The sequence below is a fragment of the Aeromicrobium sp. genome (genome assembly GCF_037719875.1).
In the GTDB taxonomy this organism is placed as follows: domain Bacteria; phylum Actinomycetota; class Actinomycetes; order Propionibacteriales; family Nocardioidaceae; genus Aeromicrobium.
The window spans coordinates 74,678-80,693 of sequence record NZ_JBBJMJ010000014.1 but is presented as its reverse complement, the minus strand read 5'-3'; the positions used below and the strand labels follow the sequence as shown (position 1 = coordinate 80,693).

Sequence of the window (6,016 nt, the reverse complement as noted above, 5' to 3'; positions counted from 1 at the left end):
GGAGGATTCGCTGACGATCTTCGGCTTCGCCAGCACCGACGAGCGCGACATGTTCGAGCTCGTCCAGACCGCGAGCGGGGTCGGCCCCAAGGTTGCCCAGGCGATGCTCGCGGTGCTCGATCCTGACCGGCTGCGCCAGGCGATCGGCCAGGGCGACCTCCCGACCCTGACCTCGGTCCCTGGCATCGGTCGCAAGGGCGCCGAGCGCATCGTGGTCGAGCTCAAGGATCGAGTCGGCGTCGCCACGATCGCGACATCCGGATCACCAGCCTGGCGGGCCCAGGTCCACGAGGCATTGCTGGGCCTGGGTTGGTCGGCGCGTGACGCCGACGGCGCGCTCGAGCGGGTCGCGGCAGAGATCGCGCCCGGCGCCGTCCCAGATGTCTCCACCGTTCTGCGCGATGCGCTGCGCACGTTGTCGAAGGCCCGCTGATGCACGAGACCGAGCCCTACGACGACCGAGGCGAGTTCGAGGCGATCGTGGCAGAGGCCGGCCCCGAGGATCGGGCATTCGAGGCCGCGCTGCGACCGCGCACCCTCGACGAGCTGATCGGCCAGGAGCGGGTGCGCGAGCAGCTCTCCTTGAGGCTGGAGGCGGCGGTGGCCCGCGGGCGTACCCCGGATCACGTGCTGCTGTCCGGCCCACCGGGGCTCGGCAAGACCACGATCGCGATGATCATCGCCCACCAGCTCGCCGCGCCCCTGCGCATCACGAGCGGTCCGGCGATCCAGCACGCCGGTGACCTGGCCGCGATCTTGTCGGGTGTCAACGAGGGCGATGTCCTGTTCATCGACGAGATCCACCGCATGTCTCGTCCCGCCGAAGAGCTCCTCTACATGGCGATGGAGGACTTCCGCGTCGATGTCATCGTCGGCAAGGGGCCGGGAGCCACGGCGATCCCGCTGGAGATCCCGCCGTTCACGGTCGTGGGGGCGACGACGCGGGCCGGCCTGCTGCCCAGCCCGCTGCGCGACCGGTTCGGTTTCACCGCACAGCTCGACTACTACGACACCGCCGAGCTGCACCGCATCGTCGAGCGATCATCGCGGTTGCTCGACCTCGAGGTCACTGACGACGGCGGGCGTGAGATCGCCTCCCGGTCCAGGGGCACCCCCCGCATCGCCAACCGCCTGCTGCGACGGGTCCGCGACTTCGCTGAAGTCAGGGCTGGGGGAGTCGTCGACCACACCGTGGCGCACGATGCCTTGGCGCTCTACGAGGTCGATGAGCTCGGGCTCGACCGACTCGATCGCGCGGTGCTCGACGCGCTGTGCCGAAGCTTCGGTGGGGGACCGGTCGGTGCATCGACCCTTGCGGTCGCAGTCGGTGAGGAGCGAGAGACCGTCGAAGAGCTGGCCGAGCCCTTCCTCGTACGTCTGGGGTTCTTGGCCCGCACGCCTCGCGGTCGGGTCGCCACGGCTGCGGCCTGGCGGCATCTCGGCCTCGCCGTCCCTGCGGCTTTCGACCAGCTGCCGCTGGGTGATGACTCCCGCTGATCCGGCCGGGGCATGAGCCACGTCACGGCGGTGGAGCTCAAGGGCTAAACTTTCCGATGCCCCGCACCAGATATTGCGGTGGCATCCGGCCGCGGCGCCCAAGGGCGACGGCACCTCATACTCATTCGGGAGCAACCACCGTGGAAAACCTGGGCGCCATCTTGCCCCTCCTCATCATCGTCGCTGCGTTCTTCTTCCTGGTGCTTCGTCCGGCGCGAGCACGTCAGCGAGCCTTCGCCCAGACGCAGAGCGAGCTGGCCCCCGGTGCTCAGGTGATGATCGCGAGCGGCATCTTCGGCGAGATCGTGGCACTCAGTGACGAGACGCTCGAGCTGCGGATCGCCGAGAACGCCGTGGTGACGGTCAGCAGGCAGGCCGTCGCGCGGATCATCCCCTCCACCGATCCCGAGGTCGAGTCGAGCCCGGACAGCTGATGGCGACCTCCCCCAACCGCAAGAGTGCCGCGCCGCGCAGCAACCTGCCACATCCCCGGCGGACGCTCGTGGTATTCCTTGCGGCTGTGATCGGGCTCTACGGCCTGGTGGCGCTGATCGACGCCAACTCCGCGAAGGGCGATGACAGCGCGTGGAAGCCCAGGTTGGGGCTCGATCTCCAGGGTGGCACCCGCATCACGCTGGAGGCCAAGGCCAACGAGGGCGAGGTCACTGCGACCAAGCTCGAGCAGGCCCGCGACATCATCGACCAGCGGGTGAACGCTACTGGCGTGGCCGAGGCCGAGGTGACGACCCAAAGTGGCAACCAGGTCATCATCGAGATCCCGGGGGAGCAGAGGGGCGACATCGTCGACCAGGTCGGCAAGACCGCCCAGATGCGGTTCCGGCTGGTGTGGACCCAAAATCTCAGAAGCGCTGCCACGAAGACCGACACGGCGGACCAGCAGAAGATCATCGACGACATCGACTGGAGCAAGCTCTCGATCGACCAGATGATCCAGGCCGAGACCCAGGGGTTGGAGTCGCTGCCCAAGGACATCCAGCCCGGCATCGCGGCCCTGAAGAAGCAGGCCACCGGATTCGCGTGCACCAAGGGTGGTGTCGAGGTCGAGGACGTCTCGGACAAACCACTGGTCACCTGTGACACCTCGACCGGTGAGGTCTTGATCCTCAGTCCCACGATCATCGAGGGGTCCGATGTCAAGAGTGCCGATCAGCAGTACAACTCGCAGACCGCCGAGTGGACCGTCCGGATCAAGCTCGACGGTGACGGTGAGGACGCATTCGAGACCGTCACGAAGGCACTGACCCCCGCTCAGAACCGGTTTGCGATCGTGCTGGACGGAGAGGTCATCACCGCGCCGTCGTCGCAGGCTCCCATCACCAGCGGCATCTCGGAGATCAGCGGCGACTTCACCTCGACCTCGTCCAAGGCGCTGGCCGACCAGCTCAAGTACGGCGCGCTGCCGCTGACGTTCGGTGTCAACGGCGTCTCGGAGGAGGGTCCGTCGCTCGCCGGGTCACAGCTCAGCGCCGGCCTGATCGCCGGTGTCATCGGCATGATCCTCGTCGTCGTCTTCAGCCTCGTCTACTACCGCGGTCTCGGCCTCGTGATCGTCGGCTCCCTCGGCATCGCTGCGGCTCTCACCTTCGTCATGGTCCTGCTGCTCGGCAAGGGGCTCGGGTTCACGCTGACGCTGCCGGGCATCGCGGGGCTCATCGTGGCCATCGGCATCACGGCCGACTCGTTCATCGTGTTCTTCGAGCGTATCCGCGATGAAGTGCGCGAAGGCAAGTCGTTGAGGCTCGCAGTCGAGGCCGGTTGGGTCCGGGCACGCAGCACGATCCTGGCCGCCGACGCCGTCTCGATCCTGGCCGCCCTGATCTTGTTCATCTTCGCGATCGGCGTGGTGCGAGGGTTCGCCTTCGCGCTGGGTCTGACGACATTGATCGACGTCTTCGTCGTCTTCTTGTTCACCAAGCCTGTGGTGTCGCTGCTCGCACGTACCAAGTTCTTCGGTCAGGGCCACAAGCTGTCCGGGCTCGATGCCGGGCACCTGGGCATCTCGGGCCGCAAGGTCACCGAGATAGCCGGCTCGGCGAGGGTCCGCACCACCGGAGAGGCCAACTGATGGGGCGTATCAGCTCGTTCGGACAGCACCTCTACGAGGGGCGGGTCTCCTTCGACTTCGTCGGGCGGCGCAAGCTGTGGTACGCCATCTCGGCCGGGATCATCGTGCTCGCCGCCGTCGGATTCCTCGTGAGAGGGTTCAACTACGGCGTCGAGTTCAAGGGTGGTGTCGAGTTCAAGGTCACGGTGCAGACCGCCAACTCGGCCACCGCCGACACGATGCGGCAGGCAGTTGAGGATGCCGAGGTTCCCGAAGCCGGCGACCCGACCGTCACGACCTCCGGCGACGACTCGATCCGCATCCAGACCAGGGCACTGAGCCAGGACCAGGCCGAGCTGGTCAAGACGTCGCTGACCGAGGCGGGTGCGACCGAGGTCAGCCAGAACCTGGTCGGGCCGACATACGGCAAACAGGTCGCCAACAAGGCGCTGACGGGCCTGATCGTCTTTTTGTTCGTCGTGGTGCTGTTCATCTGGGCCTACTTCCGCGAGTGGCGGATGTCAGTCGCGGCGATCGTGGCACTGGCGCACGACCTCGTCATCACCGCCGGGGTCTATGCGTGGTCCGGTTTCGAGGTCACTCCCGCGACGGTGACGGGTCTGCTGACGATCCTTGGCTACTCCCTCTATGACACCGTCGTGGTGTTCGACAAGGTGCGTGAGAACACCAAGGGCATTCTCAAGTCGACGACCAGGACCTACGCCGAGCAGGCCAACCTCGCGCTCAACCAGACGCTGGTCCGCTCGATCAACACCTCGATCACGGCACTGCTCCCGGTCGCCGCCCTGCTGATCGCCGGTGCCGCGATTCTCGGGACGGGTCCGCTCAAGGATCTCGCGCTGGCGTTGTTCGTCGGCATGCTGGCTGGCACCTACTCCTCGATCTTCATCGCGACGCCCCTGGCCTCGCAGCTCAAGGAGCGCGAGCCAGCCATCAAGGCGCAAGAAGCGCGGGTTCTCGCCCGCCGTACGAAGGAGAGCCAGGCCCCCGTGAAGGTCGCCGCGTCAGCGCACCGGCCGGTCACGACGTCGGGAGCCGCCAAACGTACGCAGCCCAGTCGGCAGCCCCGCTCCAAGCGGGGCAAGGGGAGTTCGTAGATCCTGCCCGCGCCGTGCCATGCTTGTCGCACCGATCAGCGGCGCGGGACCGTCCCGGGTTCGTCGCACGTGAGGAGAACACATGAAGATCTCTCTGGCTCTGGCCGGGGCAGTCCTGCTCGGCACCACGCTGGTGGGTTGCGGTGGCGACGGTGGCAGTGGTGGCAAGGACAGCGACTACTGCAAGGACCTCAAGGCATCCGAGAAGTCCATCAGTGGTCTCAGCTCGGCCGGCGCCAAGCTCGAAGAGGCGTTCCCCAAGTTCCACAAGCTCGCCGCTGAGGCCCCCAGCGACATCGAGTCCGAGTGGAAGACCCTCGACGGGGCGCTGCTGTCCATCGAGAAGGCACTTAAGGACGCCGGCCTGTCCGTGGCCGACCTCGACCAGATCATCGCCGGCAAGACCCCCGATGACATCGATGTCGAGGCCATGACCAAGCTGAGCTCGGAGTTCCAGAAGCTCGCCGATGCCGACTTCACGAAGGCCAGCAAGAAGATCGAGAAGCATGCCAAGGACGTCTGCAAGGTCACCCTCAAGACCTCCTGAGAACATGACTGCCGGCAGGTCTCGTGGGCGCTGCTCACGGGACCTGCTGTCGTCGTAAGACCCACCACCCACCACCACAGTTGAGCGGAGAATTTGTGCCTGAGCTGACCGACACGATCGATCGCCTCGTGCGACCGATCGAGGACTGGCCCGAACCCGGCGTCACATTCCGTGACATCACCCCGCTGCTCGGCGATCCGCTCGCCCTGGCGGCAGTCATCGATGGTCTGGTCGAGCTGGCACGACAGGCCGGTCCGGTCGATGCGGTTCTCGGCATCGAGGCCCGCGGCTTCCTGTTCGGCCCGAGCATCGCCCTGCGGCTCGGCTCCGGCTTCGTCCCGGTGCGCAAGGCGGGCAAGCTGCCGGCGGACTCGTTGTCGACGTCCTACGACCTCGAATACGGCTCGGCCGTCCTCGAGATGCACGTCGACGCGCTGCGGCCCGGTGCACGGGTGCTCGTCGTCGATGACGTGCTCGCGACGGGTGGCACGATGCTCGCGGCGGCCGACCTGGTCAGCCAGGCCGGCGCGACGGTGGCCGGCAACATCGTGATGATCGAGCTGCTGGCCCTGGGCGGTCAGGAACGTTTGGGCGATGCGGGTTGCGTCAGCCTGCGGTCATACTGAATCCCTCACTTCGAAACGAGATCCATGAACTCCCATCAGGTCCGCATCGTCGCCCTCGTCCTGGTCGCGATCCTCATCCTCGGCGCTGCGGCGACGTTGATCGACGGGCTGTTCGCCTGACCCCTCCTGCGTATGCCCCGCTGACATACGATGGACAGACACA

At 66.6% G+C, this 6,016-nt stretch carries 7 protein-coding genes; all 7 read left to right on the top strand.

What is annotated here, in order from left to right:
- Nucleotides 1-433: Holliday junction branch migration protein RuvA (gene ruvA, locus WKF39_RS13025; RefSeq protein WP_340389073.1), on the top strand; the 433-nt coding region annotated here is incomplete at its 5' end.
- On the top strand, nucleotides 433-1,497 hold the full coding sequence (gene ruvB, locus WKF39_RS13020) for a Holliday junction branch migration DNA helicase RuvB (protein ID WP_340389071.1): 1,065 nt from the start codon (nucleotides 433-435) through the stop codon (nucleotides 1,495-1,497). The genes ruvA and ruvB, both read left to right, overlap by 1 nt.
- Before the next feature lie 161 nt (nucleotides 1,498-1,658).
- Nucleotides 1,659-1,931 carry a preprotein translocase subunit YajC gene (gene yajC, locus WKF39_RS13015; protein WP_340389069.1) on the top strand — a complete coding sequence of 91 codons (273 nt, stop codon included), beginning with the start codon at nucleotides 1,659-1,661 and terminating at the stop codon, nucleotides 1,929-1,931.
- A complete protein-coding gene (gene secD / locus WKF39_RS13010; RefSeq protein ID WP_340389067.1) occupies nucleotides 1,931-3,583 on the top strand; it encodes a protein translocase subunit SecD in 1,653 nt (550 codons plus the stop codon). Before yajC ends, secD begins: the two co-directional genes overlap by 1 nt.
- Nucleotides 3,583-4,680 (top strand): protein translocase subunit SecF, encoded by a 1,098-nt coding sequence (gene secF / locus WKF39_RS13005; protein WP_340389065.1) that lies wholly within the window; start codon nucleotides 3,583-3,585, stop codon nucleotides 4,678-4,680. Before secD ends, secF begins: the two co-directional genes overlap by 1 nt.
- Nucleotides 4,681-4,762: 82 nt before the next feature.
- Entirely contained in the window at nucleotides 4,763-5,227 is a 465-nt protein-coding gene (locus WKF39_RS13000) for a hypothetical protein (RefSeq protein WP_340389062.1), read from the top strand.
- 95 nt (nucleotides 5,228-5,322) lie between these two features.
- On the top strand, nucleotides 5,323-5,853 hold the full coding sequence (locus WKF39_RS12995; protein ID WP_340389060.1) for an adenine phosphoribosyltransferase: 531 nt from the start codon (nucleotides 5,323-5,325) through the stop codon (nucleotides 5,851-5,853).
- Nucleotides 5,854-6,016: the final 163 nt, after the last annotated feature.

Excerpts from the sequence above, each read along its gene's own strand:
- ruvB (WP_340389071.1), top strand. The coding sequence starts at position 433 with ATGCACGAGACCGAGCCCTACGACGACCGAGGCGAGTTCGAGGCGATC.
- secD (WP_340389067.1), top strand. The coding sequence starts at position 1,931 with ATGGCGACCTCCCCCAACCGCAAGAGTGCCGCGCCGCGCAGCAACCTG.
- secF (WP_340389065.1), top strand. The coding sequence starts at position 3,583 with ATGGGGCGTATCAGCTCGTTCGGACAGCACCTCTACGAGGGGCGGGTC.
- WKF39_RS13000 (WP_340389062.1), top strand. The coding sequence starts at position 4,763 with ATGAAGATCTCTCTGGCTCTGGCCGGGGCAGTCCTGCTCGGCACCACG.